The organism is Streptomyces sp. NPDC028928, from assembly GCF_055564915.1.
This window is the reverse complement of record NZ_JBVHVI010000001.1, coordinates 604517-624351: the sequence shown is the minus strand read 5'-3', so window position 1 is coordinate 624351 and position 19835 is coordinate 604517. Positions and strand designations below refer to the sequence as shown.

20 protein-coding genes are annotated in these 19835 nt (G+C 73.2%); 11 read left to right on the top strand and 9 right to left on the bottom strand.

The genetic code is table 11. The features are described from left to right. Nucleotides 1–10 precede the first annotated feature (10 nt). Nucleotides 11–715 carry an SDR family oxidoreductase gene (locus ACZ4U1_RS02835; RefSeq protein ID WP_467898815.1) on the top strand — a complete coding sequence of 235 codons (705 nt, stop codon included), beginning with the start codon at nucleotides 11–13 and terminating at the stop codon, nucleotides 713–715. Nucleotides 716–972: 257 nt separating this feature from the next. Further along, nucleotides 973–2592, top strand: a complete 1620-nt coding sequence (locus tag ACZ4U1_RS02830) for an ABC-F family ATP-binding cassette domain-containing protein (RefSeq protein ID WP_467898812.1) — start codon at nucleotides 973–975, stop codon at nucleotides 2590–2592. 42 nt (nucleotides 2593–2634) lie between these two features. On the opposite strand, the gene ACZ4U1_RS02825 is transcribed toward ACZ4U1_RS02830, so the two are convergent. Continuing rightward, nucleotides 2635–3420, bottom strand: coding sequence for an SDR family NAD(P)-dependent oxidoreductase (locus ACZ4U1_RS02825; RefSeq protein ID WP_467898810.1), 786 nt, complete (start codon nucleotides 3418–3420; stop codon nucleotides 2635–2637). A gap of 160 nt (nucleotides 3421–3580) precedes the next feature. Here ACZ4U1_RS02825 and ACZ4U1_RS02820 point away from each other — a divergent pair, with 160 nt between their 5' ends. The 3 genes from ACZ4U1_RS02820 (at nucleotide 3581) to ACZ4U1_RS02810 (ending at nucleotide 6124) form a co-directional block, all read left to right on the top strand. Then, nucleotides 3581–4234 (top strand): TetR family transcriptional regulator, encoded by a 654-nt coding sequence (locus ACZ4U1_RS02820; protein ID WP_467898807.1) that lies wholly within the window; start codon nucleotides 3581–3583, stop codon nucleotides 4232–4234. A 102-nt stretch (nucleotides 4235–4336) separates the two neighbouring features. Next, nucleotides 4337–4516 (top strand): hypothetical protein, encoded by a 180-nt coding sequence (locus tag ACZ4U1_RS02815; protein WP_467898804.1) that lies wholly within the window; start codon nucleotides 4337–4339, stop codon nucleotides 4514–4516. A gap of 156 nt (nucleotides 4517–4672) precedes the next feature. Continuing rightward, the gene (locus ACZ4U1_RS02810) at nucleotides 4673–6124 is read left to right on the top strand and encodes a WGR domain-containing protein (RefSeq protein WP_467898801.1); all 1452 of its coding nucleotides are present in this window, start codon (nucleotides 4673–4675) and stop codon (nucleotides 6122–6124) included. Nucleotides 6125–6142: 18 nt separating this feature from the next. On the opposite strand, the gene ACZ4U1_RS02805 is transcribed toward ACZ4U1_RS02810, so the two are convergent. From ACZ4U1_RS02805 to ACZ4U1_RS02790, 4 genes are all read right to left on the bottom strand, one after another. Then, nucleotides 6143–7135 (bottom strand): cation:proton antiporter, encoded by a 993-nt coding sequence (locus tag ACZ4U1_RS02805; protein ID WP_467898798.1) that lies wholly within the window; start codon nucleotides 7133–7135, stop codon nucleotides 6143–6145. A 99-nt stretch (nucleotides 7136–7234) separates the two neighbouring features. Beyond that, nucleotides 7235–7549, bottom strand: a complete 315-nt coding sequence (locus tag ACZ4U1_RS02800; protein ID WP_467898796.1) for a hypothetical protein — start codon at nucleotides 7547–7549, stop codon at nucleotides 7235–7237. A gap of 134 nt (nucleotides 7550–7683) precedes the next feature. Further along, nucleotides 7684–9264 carry a glycerol-3-phosphate dehydrogenase/oxidase gene (locus ACZ4U1_RS02795; RefSeq protein WP_467898793.1) on the bottom strand — a complete coding sequence of 527 codons (1581 nt, stop codon included), beginning with the start codon at nucleotides 9262–9264 and terminating at the stop codon, nucleotides 7684–7686. After that, nucleotides 9261–9896: a TetR/AcrR family transcriptional regulator gene (locus ACZ4U1_RS02790; protein ID WP_467898790.1), complete on the bottom strand. Its 636-nt coding sequence runs from the start codon at nucleotides 9894–9896 to the stop codon at nucleotides 9261–9263. Before ACZ4U1_RS02790 ends, ACZ4U1_RS02795 begins: the two co-directional genes overlap by 4 nt. Before the next feature lie 129 nt (nucleotides 9897–10025). On the opposite strand from ACZ4U1_RS02790, the gene ACZ4U1_RS02785 reads away from it, so the two are divergent. From ACZ4U1_RS02785 to ACZ4U1_RS02775, 3 genes are read left to right on the top strand one after another with little or no spacing between them, the layout of a single operon-like run. Continuing rightward, on the top strand, nucleotides 10026–11618 hold the full coding sequence (locus ACZ4U1_RS02785) for an FAD-binding oxidoreductase (protein ID WP_467898787.1): 1593 nt from the start codon (nucleotides 10026–10028) through the stop codon (nucleotides 11616–11618). Between the two features lie 38 nt (nucleotides 11619–11656). Beyond that, nucleotides 11657–12538, top strand: coding sequence for a YegS/Rv2252/BmrU family lipid kinase (locus tag ACZ4U1_RS02780; protein ID WP_467898785.1), 882 nt, complete (start codon nucleotides 11657–11659; stop codon nucleotides 12536–12538). 55 nt (nucleotides 12539–12593) lie between these two features. After that, nucleotides 12594–12962 (top strand): NUDIX hydrolase, encoded by a 369-nt coding sequence (locus ACZ4U1_RS02775; protein WP_467898783.1) that lies wholly within the window; start codon nucleotides 12594–12596, stop codon nucleotides 12960–12962. Nucleotides 12963–12974: 12 nt separating this feature from the next. Here the strand turns inward: ACZ4U1_RS02775 and ACZ4U1_RS02770 are convergent, their stop codons facing one another. Next, nucleotides 12975–13511: a GNAT family N-acetyltransferase gene (locus ACZ4U1_RS02770; RefSeq protein ID WP_467898781.1), complete on the bottom strand. Its 537-nt coding sequence runs from the start codon at nucleotides 13509–13511 to the stop codon at nucleotides 12975–12977. A 443-nt stretch (nucleotides 13512–13954) separates the two neighbouring features. Further along, a complete protein-coding gene (locus ACZ4U1_RS02765; RefSeq protein WP_467898778.1) occupies nucleotides 13955–14350 on the bottom strand; it encodes a thioesterase family protein in 396 nt (131 codons plus the stop codon). A 253-nt stretch (nucleotides 14351–14603) separates the two neighbouring features. On the opposite strand from ACZ4U1_RS02765, the gene ACZ4U1_RS02760 reads away from it, so the two are divergent. After that, nucleotides 14604–17120: an ATP-dependent Clp protease ATP-binding subunit gene (locus ACZ4U1_RS02760; RefSeq protein WP_467898775.1), complete on the top strand. Its 2517-nt coding sequence runs from the start codon at nucleotides 14604–14606 to the stop codon at nucleotides 17118–17120. 60 nt (nucleotides 17121–17180) lie between these two features. On the opposite strand, the gene ACZ4U1_RS02755 is transcribed toward ACZ4U1_RS02760, so the two are convergent. Continuing rightward, nucleotides 17181–17639, bottom strand: a complete 459-nt coding sequence (locus tag ACZ4U1_RS02755) for a GreA/GreB family elongation factor (protein ID WP_467898772.1) — start codon at nucleotides 17637–17639, stop codon at nucleotides 17181–17183. 120 nt (nucleotides 17640–17759) lie between these two features. Between ACZ4U1_RS02755 and ACZ4U1_RS02750 the strand changes: the two genes are divergently transcribed. After that, nucleotides 17760–17900: a hypothetical protein gene (locus ACZ4U1_RS02750; protein WP_467898770.1), complete on the top strand. Its 141-nt coding sequence runs from the start codon at nucleotides 17760–17762 to the stop codon at nucleotides 17898–17900. A gap of 60 nt (nucleotides 17901–17960) precedes the next feature. Here the strand turns inward: ACZ4U1_RS02750 and ACZ4U1_RS02745 are convergent, their stop codons facing one another. Beyond that, nucleotides 17961–18365, bottom strand: coding sequence for an STAS domain-containing protein (locus tag ACZ4U1_RS02745; RefSeq protein WP_467900044.1), 405 nt, complete (start codon nucleotides 18363–18365; stop codon nucleotides 17961–17963). A gap of 179 nt (nucleotides 18366–18544) precedes the next feature. On the opposite strand from ACZ4U1_RS02745, the gene ACZ4U1_RS02740 reads away from it, so the two are divergent. Further along, entirely contained in the window at nucleotides 18545–19831 is a 1287-nt protein-coding gene (locus tag ACZ4U1_RS02740; RefSeq protein WP_467898767.1) for a hypothetical protein, read from the top strand. Nucleotides 19832–19835 lie beyond the last annotated feature (4 nt).

Genomic DNA, 19835 nt, shown 5'->3' with positions numbered 1-19835 from the left:
GGAGATGCACATGACGTCGATCAAGAACTCAGTCGCCCTGGTCACCGGTGGCAGCCGCGGCCTGGGCAAGGCGCTGGTGGAAGAGCTGTACGCGCGCGGCGCCGCCAAGGTGTACGCCACGGCCCGCGACCCGCGCACCGTCACGCACCCCGACGCCGTACCCCTCGCGCTGGAGGTCACCGACCCCCGGGCCGTCGAGGCCGCGGCGGCACAGGCCCACGACGTCACCGTGCTGGTCAACAACGCCGGCATCTCACTCGGCGCGCACTCCTTCCTGGACGCGGCGGTGGACGACGTACGCCAGGAGTTCGAGACCAACTTCTACGGGCCGCTGCTCGTCACCCGGGCCTTCGTGCCGGTCATCGAGCGCAACGGCGGCGGACATCTCCTCAACGTGCACTCCGTGCTCTCCTGGCTCGGTGTCGCCGGCTCCTACAGCGCCACCAAGGCGGCCCTGTGGTCCCAGACCAACTCACTGCGCCTGGAGCTGAACCCGCGGGGCATCGGGGTGACCGGACTGCACGTCGGCTACATCGACACGGACATGGCCGCGCACGTGGACGCCCCCAAGTCCACTCCCCGGGGCGTCGCCGCGCTCGCGCTCGACGGCGTCGAGGCCGGGGCGTACGAGGTCCTGGCGGACGACCTCAGCCGGCAGGTCAAGGCGGGGCTCTCCGGAGACCTGGCGGCGCTGTATCCGCAGCTGGCGGCCTAGTCGGCGGGGAGTGGCCCGGAGCGGGCGGGCGTCGCCGACCGGAGCGATGCCGTCCAGCCTTCCGGCCGGCCACCGGCAACTGCGGGCTGGTCGGCGTGCCGTGAGCGGTCCGCTCTCACCCCCCCCGCAAGAAAATGGCATGCGCCGACGCGGACGCCCGCGTTACCGTGACGGCATGTCTACGCCCCGAACTTCCTAGCTGAGGACCCGCTTCCACGCCAGAAGTGTGTCCTCTTGCTTTTTCGGAGCGTTTACCGATGATCACCGTTCGTGACGCCGAGCTGCGTGCCGGCGCCCGCCTCCTGCTCTCCGGCGTCTCCTTCACCGTCTCCCCCGGGGACCGGATCGGCCTCGTGGGCCGCAACGGCGCCGGCAAGACCACCCTCCTGACTGCCCTCGCCGGGCGGGCCAGGCCCGCCGCAGGCGTCGTCACTCACACCCGGCCGGTCGGCTTCCTGGCGCAGGACTCGCGCGCCGCCGACCCGGCCGTGACCGTCATCGACCGGATCCTGTCCGCCCGTGACCTCGACAGCGCGCTGCGCGCCGTGCGCGAGGCCGAGGCGGCGATGACCGAGGCCGCGACGGCGGCTGATGCCGACGCGGCGGCGCTGGACCGGGCGATGCGCGCCTACGCCCGCGCCGAGGCCGCCTTCCAGGCCGGCGGAGGTTACGCAGCCGAGGCCGAGGCGGCCCGCGTCGCGGCCGGACTCGGCCTGCCCGAACGGGTGCTGGGCGAGCCGGTCGGCGCCCTCTCCGGCGGGCAGAAGCGCCGCGTGGAACTCGCCCGCATCCTGTTCGCCGGCACCGACCGCACCCTGCTGCTGGACGAGCCGACCAACCACCTCGACGCCGACTCGCTCGCCTGGCTGCGCGCCTTTCTCCAGGCCCACCAGGGCGGTCTGGTCGTGATCAGCCATGACACCGCGCTGCTCGCCGACGTCGTCAACCGCGTCTTCCACCTGGACGCCACCCGGGCCACCCTCGACATCCACAACACGGACTGGCGGACGTACCTGAGCCGGCGGGACGCGGAGGAGCGGCGCCGTACCCGGGAGCGGGTGAGCGCCGAACGCAAGGCCGCCGCCCTGCACGCACAGGCCGACCGGATGAAGGCCCGCTCCGCCACCGCCACCATGGCCCGGAGCATGGCCCGCAGGGCCGACCGGATGCTGGCCGGTCTTGAGCCGGCCCGGCGCACCGAGAAGACCGCCCGGATCCGGCTGCCCGAACCCGCCCCGTGCGGGCGGACCCCGCTGGGCGCGATCAGCCTCGCCAAGGCCTACGGCGGCCACCGCGTCCTCGACGGCGTGGACCTCGCGGTGGACCGGGGCAGCCGGCTGGTCGTGCTCGGCCTCAACGGCGCCGGCAAGACCACCCTGCTGCGCATCCTTGCCGGCGCCGAACGGCCCGACGGCGGACGGGTGGTGCACGGGCACGGACTCCGCCTCGGCTACTTCGCCCAGGAGCACGACACGCTCGACCCCGGCCGCACGGTGATGGAGAACCTCACCCTCGCCGCCCCGCACCTGAGCCCGGGCGAGGCGCGGCGTGTCCTGGGTGCCTTCCTGTTCACCGGCGACGACGCCGACAAGCCCGCCGGTGTGCTCTCCGGCGGGGAGAAGACCCGGCTGGCGCTGGCCGGCCTGGTCCACTCCGGGGCGAACGTGCTGCTGCTGGACGAGCCCACCAACAACCTCGACCCGGCCTCCCGGGGTGAGGTGCTCGCCGCCGTCGGCTCCTACCCCGGTGCGATCGTGATGGTGACCCACGACGAGGGCGCTGTCGATGCCCTCCGACCGGACCGGGTCCTGCTCCTGCCGGACGCGGACGAGGACCTGTGGAACGAGGACTACCGGGATCTGATCGCGCTGGCCTGACGCCGGGGAGTCAGAAAACCGGGGCGGAGTCGGACATGACGGTCAGAAATGGGTGCCGCCGTCGATGCGGATCTCGGTGCCGGTCATGAACCTGCCGTCCCGGGAGCCGAGCATCGCGACCACCGACGCCACCGTCTCGGGGCCGGCGAATCCCTGGCCCAGGGCGGGGGAGAGCTTCGCGAACAGGCTCATGTCGGCGTCGGCGGGCAGCCCCGGCCCCTGGCTCTGCCCGCTGACGCCGCTGCCGTCGGTCATCCCGCTGGAGATGGAACCGGGCTGGACGGCGGTGAAGCGGATGCCCCGGCCGGCGTACTCGGCGGCGAGGGCGTGCGTCATCGACTGGATGCCGCCCTTGCTCGCCGCGTACGCCGCCATATAGGGGTGCGCGAACGCGGCCGAGGTGGAGCTGAAGTTGACCACCGCCGCGTCCTGGCCGGCCAGCAGGGCCGGTATCGCCTCGCGGATCACGAGGAAGGTACCGACGAGGTTCACCCGAAGGACGCGGGTGAACTCCTCGAGGCCCGTCAGGTGGGTGTGCGAGGAGCGCAGGATCCCGGCCGCGTTGACCAGCACGTCGAGACCGCCGAGCGAGGCGGTCGCGGTGGCGACTCCGGCGCGTACGGAGGACTCGTCGGCGATGTCGACGACGAGGGTCGTCAGGCGCTCCGTGTGGCCGGCGGCCTTCTCCCAGGTGTCCCGCAGGCCCCGCTCGCTGATGTCGGCGGCCACCACGCTGCCGCCCTCGGCGAGGATGCGCAGCACGGTGGCCTGGCCGATGCCGGACCCGGCCCCGGTGATCAGTACGCGGCGGCCTTCGTAGCGGTTCATGTCTGTCTCCTGCCCGGCCCGCCGGCGCGCGGCGGGACCTGTGCGACGCCGGTTCTCCTGCCGTCCGACGCCCGATGCCCTTCACGTTACGTCGGAATGACACGTTTTGCCACTTCGGCACTTCATGCCATCTCATCGCGCGGAGCCGTACCCTTCTGGGGTGAGCACCAAGCCGCCGCCCTCCTCCCTGACCGAGCGCCGCAAGGCCGCGACCCAGCTGGACATCGCCCACGCGGCAGCCGAGTTGTTCGCCGCGCAGGGGCCGCACGCGACCACCGCCGAGGAGATCGCCCGGCAGGCGGGCGTCGCGTTGCGGACCTTCTACCGCTACTTCCGCTCCAAGCAGGACGCGGTGAGCCCCCTGCTCGCGGACGGCGCCGACCGGTGGCGGGCGCTGTTGGAGGAGGCCGAGCCGGGTGCCGGCCTGTTCCGGGCGCTGGAGTCGGCGGTGGAGCAGTCGCTGGCGGCGCCGGACGAGGAGGCCGCCCGGGCGCTGCTGCGGACCCGGGGACTGCTGCGGGCGGCCGAGGACGATCCGGCGCTGCGCGCGGTGTGGTACCGCGTGAACCAGGAGTCCGAGGAAAGACTCGTACCCGTCGTCGCCCGGCTCGCCGACGGCCGCCTCGAAGCGCTGCGGACCCGCCTGGTCGCGGCGGCCGCCACGGACGCGATCCGCATCGCCCTGGAGACCTGGGCCGCCACGGAGGCCGACGTCACGGGCGAGGACTCCCCGGCCGCCCTCGCCCTCCGGTGCCTGCGCCAACTCCTGGGCGGGATGGAGGCGTTGCTGCCCGATGGGGGCCACCAGGGGTAGGCCGTGCCCGGCCGAGGCTCAAGATCGGCTCAACTCGCTGGAATCCGCACCGGCCACGGGTGCATCCTCCTCGACAAGACCACGACCCCAGGGGGAACACTGATGAAGACCTTGCTCGGCCGAGCCGTGATGCGCGTGCGGGACATTGTTTCCGGGCGCCAGGATGTCCGGCAGTACAGCCACCCGGAGGCCCATCGCCACGGCTCCCACAACCGCCACGCCAACCTCGCCCACCACTACATCCCGACAGCGCCGCCGATCCCCATGAACACCGGCATGTAGCGCGGCGCGCACACGAACGCCGGTGCGTCGTTCAAGCGGCGCCCGGCCGCGCCACTGCTTGAGGCGGTGCGTGATTGTCAGTGGGTGCCCCTACGGTGGGAAGCAGTTGAGGACCTGCTGGAACGGCCGCGGGTCCGTCTGGGGGAGGGGTGTGCCATGTCCACGGCGTCCGCGGTGTCGACCACGTACCTGGAGCTGTCGCAGGAAGGCGGCAGCGCCCACAAGTTCTACGAAGTGACGGTCGACGGCCAGGTGGTGACGGTGCGGTACGGCCGGATCGGCGCCGCCGGGCAGGTGCAGACGACGACATTCCCGACCGTGGAGAAGGCGCGGGCCGCCGCCGCCAGGAAGGTGGGGGAGAAGGTCCGCAAGGGATACGCCCCGGCTGTCCGGGGACAGCGCGCCCCGCGCCCGGTGACCCGCCGCCAGGTCAGCTCCGCGCCGTCCACCGCGCGGGCCGTGGCTCCGGTGCTGTGGCGGTTCCGCACCGGCTCCGCCGCGTTCGGCATCCATGTCGACGACGAGCGCTGCTGGGTCGGCAACCAGGCCGGTGACGTCTACACCCTGGACCACGAGGGCGCCGTGCTGGCCCGCTTCAGCCTGCCGGACGGGGTGAAGTGCCTGGTCGCCGACGACTTCTGGATCTACGCGGGCTGCGACGACGGGACGGTGTACGACCTCTCCTCCAAACTCCCCTTCGCCGCCTACGACATCGCCTCCGACGTCGACATCTTCTGGCTCGACATCCACGAGGGCGTCCTGGACGTCTCGGACCGCGAGGGCCGGCTCACCGTCATCGACCACGAGGACGAACACCAGTGGTCGCGCCGCAGCCACGGCGAGCACGCCTGGATGGTCCGCGCCGACGACCACGCCGTCTACCACGGCCACCAGCGGGGCGTCACCGCCTACGCACCGGACGGCGGCGGCGAGCTGTGGCACACCCCCACCAAGGGGGCCGTGCTCTTCGGCTGGCAGGAGCAGGACGCGGTGTACGCGGGCACCGCGCACCGCGTGGTCCAGCGGCTGTCGAAGGACACCGGGGCCGTCGAGGCGACGTACGCGTGCGACAGCCCGGTGTACTCGTGCGCCACCTCACCCGGCGGCCGGTTCGTCTTCGCCGGGGACGCGGCCTCCTCCGTCTACTGCTTCGACCGGGACGGCAGGCGGCTGTGGAAGCTCGGCACGGGCAGCGGCTCGGCGCTGTCCATGCAGTACCGCGACGAGCGGCTGTACCTGGTCACCACCGACGGCTCGCTGGTGTGCGTCGACGCCGGCGAGGCGGCCGTATCGGCGGCCCAGCAGGGCACGGTGCCGGTGGTACGGGACGTCAAACTCGCCCACGCCCTGCCGACGTACGCTCCGGCCACGGCCGTGGCCGCGGTGACCACGGTCGACCGGGCACCCGCCGGAGCCGTGGTCGTGGAGTGCGTCCAGCAGGGCGGCCGGCTGCGGGTGCACGTGGTCTCCGACGGCTACGACTCCTCCTGGAACGTCCAGTTCCCGCGCGCGATACGCGAGCCCGGCGCCCGGTACGTCGTGGACGCCCTGCACCCGGCCGCGGGCGGCTTCTACCGCGTCCGCGGCGACATCCGCCGCCTGCTCTGACCTCTCGTCCGGAGAGACTCAGCTCCGGGCGGAGGCCGGAACGGACGCGCCGGACCCACCGGAGGCGGTGACGAGTTGCTTCTCCCGGGTCTCGGGGACGGCCCACCGGAAGAGCGGCAGTGCCATGCCGGTCGTCACCACGGCGACCAGCACCAGCAGGGAGAAGACGTCCCGCGAGATGATGTGTTCCGCCAGACCGACGTTGATGAAGATCAGGATCATCGGTCCGCGGGCGTTCATCAGGCCGCCGACGGCCCACGACTCCCGCCAGCTGAAACCGATGCTCCGCATGGCGAGGGCGCAGCCGGTGTACTTCCCGGCCACCGCCGCCGCCGGCATCAGCAGGAAGCCGATCAGCATCGACCATCCCCCGATGCCGTCGAGCTGGGTGTTGAGCCCGGAGAAGGTGAAGAAGGCCGGGAGCATGAGCACGCAGACCACGTCCATCATCATGCGCTGGTGCAGCGCCGCGACGAACGCCGGGTTCTTCGGCATGGACAACCCGGCGATGAATCCGCCGAAGACCGAGTAGACGCCGATCAGGTCGGTGAACCAGCCGGCGGCCAGAACGACGGCGAGGACGATGTAGAGGTGGTCGAAGTCGAGCCGGCCGGTCCGCTCCACCCGCTCGCCCAGCGGTTTCAGGGCGCGGGCGACGAACACCAGCATCACGAGGGAGAACAGAGGGAAGGCCGTGATCGACAGGGCCCCGCCCAGGAAGAGGCAGAACTCGCCCATTCCCACGCCGGGCAGCGACATCTCCCCGTGCAGCGCGGCACCCACCCCCATCCCCAGGACCAGCGGCACGCCGATGCCCGACAGGGCCAACACGGCGGCCCGGCCGCCCTCCCGGGCGTCGGCGGCCTTGTGGCTGAAGCCCGACCCCACGAGGAACATGAAGAGAGTGAGGCCCACCGTGCTCCACACATAGAGGACCGACTTGACGTCCGCCGAGAAGAAGGACGTCTGGCTGTGCGGCCAGAGTTTGCCCACGGGGGTCTCGGAGTACACCGTGTTCACGATGGGTGCCCGCCGCGCCCACCCGGACATACTCGGGGTCGTACGGGGAGAGGCCCGGTGACCGGCGCGCCGGAGGGGGCCGGTGCGCGGTCACTGGTGGACGGGGCGCGGCCGGTCGCTCGGCTCGCGGCCGCACGGGCGGCGGACGCCGACCGGGATGCGGCGCTCTCCGCCGAGGTGGTCTCCGCGGTCGTCGAGGCGGGCTTCGCCCGGCACTTCGTACCGCGCGCACGGCGGCGAGGAGGGCACGTTCCTCGCGTTCCTGCGGGCCTCGGCGGTGCTGGGAGAGGCGTGCGGCTCCACGGCGTGGTTCGCCTCCCCCGCCGCCACCATGGGGCGCATCACCGCCTGGCTGCCGCAGGAGGGGCGCAAGCAGATCTGGCAGGACGGGCCCGACACGCTCATCGCCGGCTCGCTGCTGCCGCAGGGCACCTTCGAGAAGGTCCGGACGGCTGGCGGATCCGGGACCGGTGGCCCTACGTCAGCTCGTGCATGCCGACGCATTCCGGCGCCGGTGTGGAGGTGCCGCCCCGTGTGTGTCAGGGGCGCACGGCCGCCGCCCTCTCCAGCATGTCCCGCGCCACGGCGAGGACTTCCGCGCGGTCCTCGGGCACCAGGCCGATGCGGGTACGGCGGTCGAGGAGGTCGGACTCGTCCAGGGCGCCCTCGTGCCGGACCGCCCAGAGGAGTTCGGCCCGGGTGACGGGGTGTCCGGGCAGGACCCGTTCGGCCAGGGCGGGGTCCTCGGTGGCGAGGGCGTGGACCGCCACGGCCTCGGTGCCGTACCGGCGGACCAGGCGGCGGGGCGCGGGCAGCGCGCGCAGTCGCTCGGGGGCGGCGGCGCCGACCAGCGGGAGCGCGGCGGTGGGGGAGGGGGCGGCGCGCAGGCCCCGGGACGCCACCACGGCGTCCACGGCGTCCTGCGCCATCCGCCGGTAGGTGGTGAGCTTGCCGCCGACCACGGTGGTGACACCGTCCGGGGAGGTCACCACCGCGTGCCGGCGGGAGATGTCGGAGGTGCGGGCCGGGGCACCGGAACCTGCGTCCGGGGAGGTGTCCAGCAGGGGGCGCAGTCCGGCGAAGGCGCCGACGACCTCGTCCCGGGCCACGGGGATGTCTAGGGCCGAGCCGAGCACGTCCAGGAGGAAGCCGATGTCGGTCTCGGGTACCTCGGGCACGTCGGGGATCCCGCCGTCGACCGGCTCGTCGGTGAGGCCGACGTAGACCCGGCCGTCGCCCTGCGGCAGGACCAGCACGAAGCGGTTGGTCTCCCCGGGGATCGGGATGTGCAGTCCGGCCGGCAGGATGCCGAGCCGCTCCGAGCGCAGGACCAGATGGGTGCCGCGGGAGGGGCGGATCCGGATGCCGTCGGCGAGGGTGCCCGCCCACACCCCGGTGGCGTTGATCACGGCGCGGGCCCTGATCTCGCCCTGCTCGCCGGTGAGTTCGTCCCGGATCAGGGCGCCGGTGGCGGTCAGCTCCAGCGCCCGCACCCGGGTCAGTACGCGGGCACCGTGCGCGGCGGCCGTCCGGGCCAGGGCGGTCACCAGGCGGGCGTCGTCGGTCACCTTGCCGTCCCAGGACAGCAGCCCGCCGCGCAGCCCGGCCGCGCGGACCGAGGGCGCCAGGTGCCGGGCCTCCGTCGCGGACAGCCGGCGCGGGGCGGGCAGCACCTGGCGCGGGGTCCGGGCGGCCAGCCGCAGCATGTCCCCGGCCCGGAACCCGGCCCACGCCAGCGAGGCCTGGGCCCGGGACACCAGCGGGGTCAGCGGCAGCACGAACGGCTGGGCGGCCACCAGGTGCGGGGCCGTGCGCGTCATCAGCACCCCGCGTTCGACCGCGCTCTCGTGGGCGACGTCGAACTGCGCGGAGGCCAGGTAGCGCAGGCCGCCGTGGATGAGCTTCGAGCTCCAGCGGGAGGTGCCGAACGCCAGGTCCTGGGCGTCCACCGCGACGACGTCCAGGCCGCGGGCCGCGGCGTCCAGGGCGGCTCCGGCGCCCGTGGCGCCCAGTCCGACGACCAGGACGTCGGCCACCCGGCCGTCCGCGGCCTCGGCCAGTTCCCGGCGGCGCCGGTGTGTGCTGAGGGACGAGCCGGGCGCGGCCTCGGTGTGGCTCATGGCGTCAGGGTCCTCTCCAGGAGGGTGCGCAGCTCGCCGAGGAACGCGGCGGAGTCCAGCTCCGGATCGTCCTCGTCGGTCATCGTGCGCAGGGACAGGGTGAAGGACTGCACGGTCAACAGCAGGGCGCGGGCCTGCCGTTCGGTGTGGCCGGGCCGTACCGACCCGTCCGCGTGGCCCTCGCGCAGCGCGTCGGCCAGCAGCGCCAGCAGCGCCTCCTGGCTCGCGCCGCGCCGGTCGAGGACGTACGGCAGGAGCAGTTCCGGATCGACGTCGACGATCTTGCCGAAGAGGGGATGCGCGCGGAACGCCTCGACGCCGGCCACCAGTCCGTCCACGATCCGGGTGCGCGTGCTGATGCCGGGCGCGGGCGCCGGCATGGCCCGGGTGGCCACGCCGATCCACTCCCGGGTCATCAGATCGCCGACCAGGGTGCGCAGATCGGGCCAGCGCCGGTACAGCGTCATCCGGGAGACGCCGGCGCGGCGGGCCACGTCGGCGAGCGTGGTGCGCCGTACCCCGACGGCCAGCACACAGTCGCGTACCGCGTCGAGCACGGGGTCGTTGTCGGAACCGTTGCCTGAGCCGTTGCCCGTACCACTGCCCGAACCGTTGTGACGAATAGGCGTCATGTGTCACAGTGTAACGCCCCGGGGCCGGGACGGAAGCGGTCCGGCCCCGGAAACGGCAGCCGAGCCGCGCCGCCCGAGCACCGGCCGAGCACACCGACCAGCACACCGACCTGTGAGGACGACCGTTCAATGGACATGCTGTGGAACGGCTGGGGCGACCCGGCCAAGGCGGCACCGCTGCCCGACTCGGTGACCGGGCTGCTGCGCGACCTGCTCGGCGTCAAGCCGCGCAGCACGCCCGCCCTCGGCCTGGAGGACATCCGCCCGCCCGCCCCCACGGCCGACCCCGCCGCCCTGCGGGCCCTCGCCGCGGCCGTCGGCGGCGAGGAGCACGTCCGCACGGACCCGGAGAGCCGTGTCCGGCACACCCGCGGCAAGTCCACCCCCGACCTGCTGCGCATCCGCGCCGGCGACGTCACCGACGTCCCCCAGGCCGTCGTCCTGCCCGGCGGCCACGACGAGGTCCTCGCCGTCCTGCGCGCCTGCGCCGCGCACGGCCTGGCCGTCGTGCCCTTCGGCGGCGGCACCTCGGTGGTGGGCGGACTCGCCCCGCAGCGCAGCGCGTTCGTCGCCCTGGACCTGCGCCGCATGAACCGCCTGCTCGACCTCGACCCCGTCTCCCGCACCGCCGTCCTCCAGCCCGGCCTGCGCGCCCCCGAGGCAGAAGCCCTGCTCGCCGAACACGGCTTCACCCTCGGCCACTTCCCGCAGTCCTTCGAGTGGGCCACCATCGGCGGATTCGCCGCCGCCCGCTCCAGCGGACAGGCCTCCGCCGGCTACGGCCGCTTCGACGAGATGGTCCTCGGACTCACCCTCGCCACCCCCGAGGGCACCATCGAGACCGGCCGCGCCCCCCGCTCCGCCGCCGGACCCGACCTGCGCCAGCTCGTCCTCGGCTCCGAGGGCGCCTTCGGCGTCATCACCTCCGTCACCGTCCGGATCCGCCCCCGGCCCGAGGCACGGGTGTACGAGGGCTGGCGGTTCGGCTCCTTCGAGGAGGGCGCCGCCGCACTGCGCCGGCTCGCCCAGGACGGGCCCCGGCCGACCGTACTGCGCCTGTCCGACGAGACCGAGACGCTCATCGGACTCGCCCAGCCCGACGCGATCGGCGCCGACCTCACCCAGGGCGGCGCGGGCTGCCTGGCCATCACCGGGTACGAGGGGACGGCCGAGGACACCGCGTACCGCCGCGAGCGGGCGGCGGCCGTCCTGACGGACTGCGGCGGCACCCTGGCCGGCACCGAACCCGGTGAACGCTGGGCGCACGGCCGCTACTCGGCGCCGTACCTGCGCGACGCCCTGCTCGACGTCGGCGCGTTCGCCGAGACGCTGGAGACCGCGGCCTTCTGGTCCCGCGTCCCCGACCTCTACACGGCCGTCCGTACGGCGCTCACCGACACCCTCACCCAGGCCGGCACCCCGCCCCTGGTCATGTGCCACATCTCGCACGTGTACGAGAACGGCGCCTCGCTGTACTTCACCGTCGTCAGCGCCCAGGGCGAGGACCCGGTGGCCCACTGGGCGCCCGCCAAGCACGCGGCCAACGAAGCCGTGCTGGCGGCCGGCGGCACCATCTCCCACCACCACGGGGTCGGCACCGACCACCGCGACTGGTTCATCCGCGAGGCCGGCCCGCTCGGCGTCTCCGCCCTGCGCGCCGTCAAGCGCCGCCTGGACCCCGAGGGGCTGCTCAACCCCGGTGTCCTGCTGCCCACCGACTGACCCCACCCCACCCGACCGCCTGCCTCGGAGGCCCCCCGATGCGCCAGTTCACCGCCGTCGTCAACCCCACCGCGGGCGGCTCGACCGGGGCGGCGACCCTGCTCCAGCTGGCCCGGCTGCTCCGCGCGGCCGGCGCCGAGCTGGAGACCCGGTACAGCCAGAGCCTCGCCCACGCCCAGGACATCGCCCGCACGGCCGGAGAGCGCGGCCGGATCGTGCTGGCCGTGGGCGGCGACGGCATCGCGGGCGGCATCGGCGGCGCGCTCAGCGGCACCGGAACCGTCCTGGGCCTCGTACCCGCCGGACGCGGCAACGACTTCGCCCGCGCGCTGCGGCTGCCCGCCGAACCGGCCGCGCTCGCCGAGATCCTGCTGCACGCCGAGCCGCGGCCCGTCGACACCATCGAGGTGGAGTCGGCCGTCCACCCGCGCACGGTGGTCCTGGGCAGCGTGTACGCCGGCGTCGACGCGGAGGCCAACCGGCACGCCAACAACGCCCGGCTGCTGCGCGGCGCCGCGTCCTACTACGCGGGCGGCCTGCGCGCCGTCACCACCTGGCGGGCGGCCGACTACCGCGTCACCGTCGACGGCGAGGAACACCACCACCGCGGCTACACCGTCGTCGCGGCCAACTCCCCCTACTACGGCTCCGGCCGGCTCATCGCGCCGGGCGCCCGCGTCGACGACGGCCTGCTGGACATCGTGCTGATCCGCGAGGCTCCGCGCCACCTGTTCTTCACCCTGATGAACGAGCTGAAGACGGGCGCGCACATCCACCGCCCCGAAGTACGCGTCCTGCAGGGCCGGGAACTGCGCGTCGAGGCCGCCCGGCCCGTCCCCTACGGCGCCGACGGCGAGGTGGAGGCCACCCTCCCGGTCACCCTGCGGGTACGGCCCGGGGACCTGCCGGTGCTGTACTGACAGGTGCAGCACCGGCTCACCCTGGGTAGGCAGAGAGTGCCTGGGAGGGAGCCATATGACGCTGGAGCAGGCCGAGGGCGTGGTGCGGGCGGTCGTCGTGTACGACGGGCGGGTGCTGCTGGTGCCGGACGGGGACGGCTGGGCCCTGCCCTCGGGCACCCCGGAACCGGCCGAGACCGCCCAGGCCACCGCGGCACGGATCGTCTACGAGATCACCGGCTACCTGGTCGACGGCACCGAGCCCCTGGATACGGGAGAAGCGGCGGGCGAAACGGCCGTGGTGTGCCAGCTCCTGACCGAGACACCGTCGTCCGGCGGCCACTTCACACCGGAGCAACTGCGCTGGACACCGATCGAGGAGACCACCGGCACGCCGCTGCCGGGACCCGTGCGGGCGTACCTGCAGGGTCACACGCCGGTGTAACGCCGCCCCGTGTCAACTCCGTTCGCCGCCGGACCGCTCCGCGCGGAGCATGGAGAAGATCACCTGGTCGTGCCACCGGCCGCCGCGCCACTGCGCCGAGCGCAGCACGCCCTCCCTGACGAAGCCCGCCTTCTCCAACGCACGCTGCTCGGCGAGGTTGGCGCAGTCCGTCCAGGCCTGGAGCCGTTCGGCCCTGGTGTGGTCGAAGAGGTACTCGGCCAGCAGCCGCTGGGCCCGGGTGCCTATGCCGCGGCCGCGCGCGGCCGGCACCAGGCCGATCGCCAGGGACCAGCAGGCGGAGGTGGCGGGCCGACCCCAGCTGCCGGCGAACCACTCGACCCGGCCCACGGCCCGGCCCGCCTCCGCCACGGAGAGCACGCCGCCGTCGGGGCCGAGCAGGCCGGTCTCCGCGAACCGCCGGCGCAGGCCGGCCGGTGAACCGAAGCCGAACCACTGGTACTGGCCGGTCCCCTCCGGCCCGCTGAACTCGCGCTCGAACAGGTCGAGATCGTCGGCGGTCACCGGGCGCAGCGTGATCTCATCGGACACGGAACGACTCCTGATCCTCTCGACCACAGAGTTCCACCTCGTATGGCCGGCGTGGACAACGGCGCCTGACTCTGCCACACATCAAGCGACGCCAGGAAAGAACCAGCGGGTGGTGGTGGGCTGTGGGCCGGGCCCCGAGCAGGTGAGCCCCAGGACGGCATGGCGTGGCGGCGGATCCAGGGGCGGGGGCGTGTCGGAGGGCGGCCCAGGTCGTCGTCGTATCGGACGGTGGATCAATGGGCCGCACCGCATCGGACGCTAGCCCTTCGGGCGGCACCGCACCGAAAAGCGGCCCCTGGGACAGCACCGCCGCGTCAGACAGTGGTCCTTCGGGCAGCATCGCCGGGTTAGACAGCGGCCCTTCGGACAGCGCCGCCGGGTCAGACAGCGGCCCCTGGGACTGCGCCGCCGGGTCAAGCCGCGGCCCCTCGCACAGCCCCACGTCACGGCGGCCCCTCAGCCGGCGGTCCCTCGCTCGGCCCCGCGTCCGACCGCCGCGCAAGGAACCGCCGTCGGTCGACCACCGCGCGCTCGATCTCGCCCGTCGCGACCACCCGGCCCGAGCCGTCGACGGCGCGTACCGCGAAGGTGAGGCGCCGGCCTGTCGGAGCCGACGCGGGCTCGGCGGTCACCTCGACCTCGCCGCCCACCCCCGTGGCCCGCAGATGCTCGACGTGGACCGCCGTACCCACGCTCGTCTGACCCGTCCCCAGAAACGGGACCGCGGCCCGTACGGTCGCCGCCTCCATCCACGCGATCAGCCGCGGTGTCGCGAGCACGGGCACGTCGCCGCTGCCCATCCGGATCGCGGTGTCGGCGTCGGTCACCTCATGGCGCATCTCCTCACGCTAGCGCCCCGCGAGCGGCCGTGCCCCGGGCAGGGCCGGGCTGTACGTCCGCCCCGTCGGCTCCGCTCGGCTCCGCTCGGCTCCGCTCGGCCCCGCCGGGAACCGCGGTCGACCGGCGTCGGCACCCTCCGCTTGCGGTGCCGTCCGCACCGGGTTTCAGTGAGTACTGGCCCCGCAGACTCCCCCCGCAAACTCCGCCGCAGCCTCCCTTCCCGTAGCGCTGCCCCCCGCGCCTGGAGCCGCCATGTCGATGTCGTTCGGTGCACCGTTCGGTTCGTCGGATCCGTTCAGCGAGTTGCTGAATCGTTTCTTCGGTATGTCACCGGCGTCCTCGCCCCCCGCGGTGCAGCGCGTCCCCATCGGACGGCTGCTGACGGAGTCCTCGCAACAGCTGCTGAACCTGGCCGCACAGCGGGCCGCAGAGGACGGCACCTCCGACCTCGACACCGAGCACCTCCTCTGGGCGGCCACCCAGGTCGCCCCGTCCCGCCGGCTGCTCTCCCAGGTCGGCGTGGACCCCGACACGGTCGCCGCCGAGCTGGCCAAGGTGCTGCCGCGCGAGTCCGGCGAGCCCTCCGCACAGCCGGGCCTCACCCCCGCGGCCAAGCGCACCCTCGGCGCCGCCTACGCCCAGTCGCAGGCGGCCGGCGTGTCCTACATCGGCCCCGAGCACATTCTGAGCGCGCTGCTCGGCGACAGCGACACGGGTGCCGCCCGGTTGCTGCGGGCGGAGGGCCTGGACACCAAGCGTCTCCCGGGGCTGACCGAACAGGGAGCGCCGCGCCCCGAGGGAGCCCCGGCCGAACGGAAGAAGCCGCCGGCCACCACCCTGGACGAGTACGGCCGCGACCTGACGGAGGAGGCGAAGGCCGGCAAGCTCGACCCGGTCGTCGGGCGGGCCGAGGAGATCGAGCAGACCGTCGAGATCCTGTCCCGGCGCTCCAAGAACAACCCGGTGCTGATCGGCGAACCCGGTGTCGGCAAGACCGCCATCGTGGAGGGCCTGGCCCAGCGCATCGTGGCGGAGGAGGTCCCCGAGGCCCTGAAGAACAAGCGGGTCGTCTCGCTGGACCTCTCGGGAATGGTGGCGGGCGCGCAGTACCGGGGACAGTTCGAGGAGCGGCTGAAGAAAGTCATCGAGGACGTCCAGGCGGCCGGCGGCGACATCATTCTCTTCATCGACGAACTGCACACGGTCGTCGGAGCCGGCGCCACCGGCGAGGGCTCCATGGACGCGGGCAACATGCTCAAGCCCGCCCTCGCGCGCGGCGAACTCCACGTCGTGGGCGCCACGACCCTGGACGAGTACCGCAAGTACATCGAGAGGGACGCCGCCTTGGAGCGCCGCTTCCAGCCGGTGATGGTCCCGGAGCCCACGGTCGAGGAGACGGTGCAGATCCTGGAGGGGCTGCGCGACTCCTACGAGGCCCACCACCAGGTCCGCTTCGACGACGCGGCGTTGGCGGCCGCCGCCGAACTGTCCGACCGGTACATCAGCGACCGCTTCCTGCCGGACAAGGCGATCGACGTGATGGACCAGGCCGGCGCCCGGGTGCGGCTGCGCAGCGCCGGACGCTCCACCGAGATCGTCAGCCGCGAGGACCGTATCGCCAAGCTGCGCCGCGAACTCGAACAGGCCGTCTCCGCCGAGGACTTCGAGAAGGCCTCCGAACTGAAGCGGGAGATCGCCGAGGTGGAGGGCGAACTCGCCGGCATCGAGGAGCGCCGCGAGGGCGTCGTCTCGGTCACGGCCTCCGACATCGCCGACGTCGTCTCCCGCCGCACCGGGATCCCGGTCTCCCAGCTCACCGCCGGCGAGAAGGAGAAGCTGCTCCGGCTCGAGGAGGAGATGCACGCGCGGATCGTCGGCCAGGACGAGGCGGTCACCGCGGTCTCCCAGGCCGTACGCCGCAACCGCGCCGGCATGGGCGACCCCAACCGCCCCGTGGGGTCCTTCCTCTTCCTCGGCCCGACGGGCGTCGGCAAGACCGAACTCGCCAAGACCCTCGCCGCCCTGCTGTTCGGCGAGGAGGACCGCATGATCCGGTTCGACATGAGCGAGTTCCAGGAGAAGCACACCGTCGCCCGGCTGGTCGGCGCGCCGCCCGGATACATCGGCTACGAGGAGGCCGGCCAGCTCACCGAGAAGGTCCGCCGCCGGCCCTACAGCGTGGTGCTCTTCGACGAGGTGGAGAAGGCCCACCCCGATGTCTTCAACACCCTCCTGCAGATCCTGGACGACGGACGGCTGACCGACGCCCAGGGCCGCACCGTCGACTTCCGGCACTGCGTCGTCATCATGACGTCCAACATCGGCGCGCACCGCATCCTGGACCACAAGGGCGAGGTGTCGGAGCTGAGGGACGCGTTGATGGAGGACCTGCGCACCCGGTTCCTGCCGGAGTTCCTCAACCGGATCGACGACATCATCATCTTCCACGGCCTGACCGAGGACGACCTGGGGCGGATCGTGGACCACCTGCTGGACCGGAGCCGGCACAAGCTGCACGCCCAGGGCCTGGGCCTGGAGGTCTCGGAAGCGGCCAAGAAGCTGCTCATCGCCCACGGCCACCAGCCGGAGTTCGGTGCCCGGCCGCTTCGCCGTACGATCCAGGCGGAACTCGACAACCGCATCGCCACCATCCTGCTCAGCGGCGAGGGCGAGCCCGGCGACACCATCGTGGCCGACGTGCGGGACGACTCGCTGCACTGCTCGGTACGGCGGGGCGGGTCCGGAGCGCCGGTGTCCGCGGAGGCCTGACGTACCGTCGAGGGTCCCCGGTCACTCCGGGGACGGTCGCCGGTCTTCCCCGATCGCCGGTCATTCCCCGATCGACACGATGTCCGCCGTCGCGGGTCCGTCCGGGGTGTCGTAGTGGACGGTGTCCCCGGACCGGCGCCCGAGCAGCGCGCGCCCGAGGGGGCTGTCGGCGGTGACCAGCGGCTGGTCCAGCGCCTCGGCGACCTCGCCGATCTGCAGGGTCTCCGTCGCGCCGTCGGAGAAGCGGACCGTGACCGTGCTGCCGACTCCCACCACGTCGGTGGGGGCGGGCCCGGCGACCTCCGCCTGGCTGAGCCGTTCGGTGATGTCCTCGATACGACGGTCCAGACGTCCGAGCTGATCGGCGCGCCGCAACTCGTCGGCCTGGTCGGCCTGGTCGCCCACCGAGAGGTCCCGGAGCGTGCCGGCGACCAGCCGGCGCTCGGCCTGGAGGTCGGCCAGTTCCTGCTCCAGCGCACGGCGGGCCTGGGCGCTGATCGGCTCGGGATCACCGGTCATGGTGTCTGCTCCTCTGCGGGCGGAAGGACGCACGGAAAGTCCGGCATTTCGCATCATAGCCAGGCGAATGACTGGCGCTCCCTCCGGTGGAGTGCCGAGGAACGCGGAGATATCTTGCTTATGTCTCTTATGCCTCGAACGTGGAGCCAGTCGTGCTCCGCTCCCTGTCCCCAGGAGGTGCCCATGTCCTCGAAGCGACGCCGGAAGAAGAAGGGGCGGCGCAAGCACGCGGCCAACCACGGGCGGCGCCCGCAGTCCTGACCCCCTCACCGCGTCCGCGACCCCCTGGCCCAAGTCCTCGCCGGCTTCGAGGACTTCCGGTCAGCCGTCCAGGGCGTCGCGGACGCTGGGGTAGCAGGCGAGGAGGGGGGTGAGGCCGACGATCTCCAGGGTGCGCAGGACGGGCCTGCGGACTCCGGCCAGCCGCAGCCAGCCCGCCGGACCGTGGGCCTGGTGGGCGGCGATGAGCACGTTGATGCCGCTGGAGTCCATGAACGGCACCCCGCTGAGGTCCGCCACGGTGCGCGCCCCGTCGGGCTCCGCGGGGGCGAGGGCCCGGCGGAGAGCGCCGGAGGTGTGGTGGTCGACCTCGCCGGTGACCGTGACGACGGTGACACCGTCGATGTCGGACCGGGTGACCGACAACCCGTCCGGTTCTGCCTGTTCGGTGGTGCCTGCGGTGTCCGCCACGCGTTCCTCGTCCACGTTCGCCCGATCCTTGCCCAGAGCTTTCCTCTCCGGGAGGCTGCCCCGGATCGCGCGGAGGATTCCCCGCAACCGGATTCCCTGCAACCTCTGACGCCTATCGTGTGTCCAGTACATGACGGGCGGGCCATGACCGGGCCCACCCGCCTTCTGGCATGCCGACGTGCCTGCCCCTGTGCATACCGAAGAGGAGATCCACCGTGCGCACCCCCCTCCGTTCCATGGCGGCCTTCGTGGCCGCCGCAGCGACCGGCATCGGCGTCCCCGCCCTCGCCGTTCCCGTGGCGCACGCCGAGGAACTCGCCCCCGACCTGGTGATCTCCGCCCTCCCGGCCGCCTCGCCCAAGCCGGGCGAGATCTACGACAACTCCGTCACCGTCACCAACAAGGGCACGGCGCCCGCCGACGGTGTCACCTTCCGGGTCCGGCTGACCCGCGGACTCGACTTCCCGGACCAGGTGGCGGGCTGCACCTACTCGACCCTCGCCGACCACGTCCGGCAGGCGCTGTGCGAGCTGGACACGGTCGTCCAGCCCGGCGCCTCGATCACCACGCCCGTACGGTTCAAGGCCCTGCCCCAGGCCTTGATGGAGGCCGTCGAGTACGGCACGGGCCGCACCGGCGAGGCGCCGGGCGAGGGCTTCGGCGACAGCTACCGGCGGCTGACCCTGACCGCGGACAGCACGGCCGACCTGGCGGCGGAGGGAGACCTGGTCGAGGGCGCGCCGGGCAGCCGGGTGACGGTCACCGCGACGCTGCGCAACCACGGCCCCGGCTGGATCGGGAACCAGGACAGCGACGACCAGCCCGCCCTGATGGTGCGGATCCCCGAGGGAACCGTCGCCAAGGAGGTGCCCGGGGACTGCGCGCCGTTCGGGATCGACGGGCCGACCGGACCGTCCGAGCCGGGCCACGCCCGGTACGTCTGCCGGCCCGCAGGCCACACCATCGACGTCGACCAGTCCCTCGACTACACCTTCGTCCTGGAGATCGGGAAGACCGCGCGGGACACCAAGGGTGCGGTGACGGTCAGTTCCGTGTACGGCATCCACCCCGCGTTCGACAAGAACCGGGCGAACGACACGGCCTACCTCGCCGTCGACGTGACGGGCGGCGAGGAGCCCGGCACGAGCACCGCCGGCGGCACCACGGCCGGCGGTGACACGGGCAGCGGTGGCACCGGCACGGACGGCGGGGGCAACGACCCGCACGGCCAGTCGACGGGCGGCTCCGGCACGACGGGAACGACGGGAACGACAGGGACGACGGGGGCGACGGGAACGACGGGTACGTCCGGTACGACGGCCGCCTCGGGTTCGGCGTCCACGACGTCCTCTCCCTCCACGACGTCCGGTTCCGGCACCGGCGGCACCCTCGCGAGCACCGGCAGCGACGGCGTGCCGCTCCTGGCGGCCGGCGCGGTGGGCGCGACGGTGCTCGGCGGCCTGGTGCTGGTGGCCGTACGCCGCCGGGGCGCCGCGAAGTGACCGC

Excerpts from the sequence above, each read along its gene's own strand:
- ACZ4U1_RS02835 (WP_467898815.1), top strand. The coding sequence starts at position 11 with ATGACGTCGATCAAGAACTCAGTCGCCCTGGTCACCGGTGGCAGCCGC.
- ACZ4U1_RS02830 (WP_467898812.1), top strand. The coding sequence starts at position 973 with ATGATCACCGTTCGTGACGCCGAGCTGCGTGCCGGCGCCCGCCTCCTG.
- ACZ4U1_RS02825 (WP_467898810.1), bottom strand. The coding sequence starts at position 3,420 with ATGAACCGCTACGAAGGCCGCCGCGTACTGATCACCGGGGCCGGGTCC.
- ACZ4U1_RS02815 (WP_467898804.1), top strand. The coding sequence starts at position 4,337 with ATGAAGACCTTGCTCGGCCGAGCCGTGATGCGCGTGCGGGACATTGTT.
- ACZ4U1_RS02810 (WP_467898801.1), top strand. The coding sequence starts at position 4,673 with ATGTCCACGGCGTCCGCGGTGTCGACCACGTACCTGGAGCTGTCGCAG.
- ACZ4U1_RS02800 (WP_467898796.1), bottom strand. The coding sequence starts at position 7,549 with ATGAGCGTGTCGGGCCCGTCCTGCCAGATCTGCTTGCGCCCCTCCTGC.
- ACZ4U1_RS02795 (WP_467898793.1), bottom strand. The coding sequence starts at position 9,264 with ATGAGCCACACCGAGGCCGCGCCCGGCTCGTCCCTCAGCACACACCGG.
- ACZ4U1_RS02790 (WP_467898790.1), bottom strand. The coding sequence starts at position 9,896 with ATGACGCCTATTCGTCACAACGGTTCGGGCAGTGGTACGGGCAACGGC.
- ACZ4U1_RS02785 (WP_467898787.1), top strand. The coding sequence starts at position 10,026 with ATGGACATGCTGTGGAACGGCTGGGGCGACCCGGCCAAGGCGGCACCG.
- ACZ4U1_RS02780 (WP_467898785.1), top strand. The coding sequence starts at position 11,657 with ATGCGCCAGTTCACCGCCGTCGTCAACCCCACCGCGGGCGGCTCGACC.
- ACZ4U1_RS02775 (WP_467898783.1), top strand. The coding sequence starts at position 12,594 with ATGACGCTGGAGCAGGCCGAGGGCGTGGTGCGGGCGGTCGTCGTGTAC.
- ACZ4U1_RS02765 (WP_467898778.1), bottom strand. The coding sequence starts at position 14,350 with ATGCGCCATGAGGTGACCGACGCCGACACCGCGATCCGGATGGGCAGC.
- ACZ4U1_RS02760 (WP_467898775.1), top strand. The coding sequence starts at position 14,604 with ATGTCGATGTCGTTCGGTGCACCGTTCGGTTCGTCGGATCCGTTCAGC.
- ACZ4U1_RS02755 (WP_467898772.1), bottom strand. The coding sequence starts at position 17,639 with ATGACCGGTGATCCCGAGCCGATCAGCGCCCAGGCCCGCCGTGCGCTG.
- ACZ4U1_RS02750 (WP_467898770.1), top strand. The coding sequence starts at position 17,760 with ATGTCTCTTATGCCTCGAACGTGGAGCCAGTCGTGCTCCGCTCCCTGT.